Annotated in this window: 1 protein-coding gene and 1 pseudogene; both read left to right on the top strand. The window is 38.7% G+C overall.

Annotation, left to right across the window (positions count from 1 at the left end):
- Positions 1–24: 24 nt before the first annotated feature.
- A pseudogene (locus ACYVRA_RS07405) lies at positions 25–387 on the top strand (CRISPR-associated endonuclease Cas1); the annotation flags it as partial.
- 10 nt (positions 388–397) lie between these two features.
- A complete protein-coding gene (gene cas2, locus ACYVRA_RS07400; protein ID WP_461252106.1) occupies positions 398–697 on the top strand; it encodes a CRISPR-associated endonuclease Cas2 in 300 nt (99 codons plus the stop codon).
- Positions 698–973 lie beyond the last annotated feature (276 nt).

Genomic DNA, 973 nt, shown 5'->3' with positions numbered 1-973 from the left:
TTAAATTATTGATATTCCCTTCTTAGAGCTTGTGCCGCCAGAGCTATTTGGGCGGCAGGGCTAAATCCTATCTTTGGAATACACCATGAAAACAGCACTAACCCCTTCCCTTTGGCGGATGATATTATGGAGCCTTACCGCCCCTTAGTCGATTTTTATGCTAAAAAAGTTGTCGCATTGGATATTAAGGAAATGAATCCAACTGCTAAACAAACGATAAGTTCTTTTTTATGGGCAGATTTGTATTTCGAGAACGAAACTACTCCTCTTTATGCGGCGATGGAACGGCTGGCTTTTTCCTTAGTCAATTCATTCAAATTTAAGAAACCGCAAATTGAGATCGCCGAATTACGGTTAAAAAAAGATGACGAATCTCAGCTCTTATAAACTTATGTGGATGATAGTTCTTTTTGATTTGCCTGTCGTTACCCCATTGGAGCGAAAAACAGCGTCTCTTTTTAGAAAATCTTTGTTAGATCAGGGTTTTCACATGAGCCAATTTTCGGTATATTATAGATTATTGCCCGGGAAAGAAGCTCTGGATGGATATATTAGCGATATTCAAGCGCAACTTCCGCCAAAAGGCAAAGTAGACATTCTTACAATTACGGATAAGCAATATGAAGGAATTATTTCATTTTCCGGGAAAAAGAAAGAAAAAAACAAGCCAAAACCCTCACAATTACTGCTGTTTTGACACGCTTTTTTTGCCGACCTTACCGGCTAACTCCTTATCCTGTAAGGAATTAGCCGGTAAGTAATTCAGTTTACTCGAAAAATTGGTCGGTCTGCAACTCAATGGTGAAGATAACGAAGAAGGAGATGAATTCAGTTTACTCGAAAAATTGGTCGGTCTGCAACATTAGGAGTTTGAAGAACATAATCGTTACAATTCAGTTTACTCGAAAAATTGGTCGGTCTGCAACAGTATGGATCTGACAACAAGACAGAAAAAGAATTCAGGTTACCCCAA

This window comes from Treponema sp. R8-4-B8, from assembly GCF_054786175.1.
This window is presented reverse-complemented; position numbering and strand designations above follow the sequence as displayed.

Bases quoted from the DNA above. Each gene is read 5' to 3' on its own strand.
- cas2 (WP_461252106.1), top strand. From the start codon at position 398: ATGATAGTTCTTTTTGATTTGCCTGTCGTTACCCCATTGGAGCGAAAA.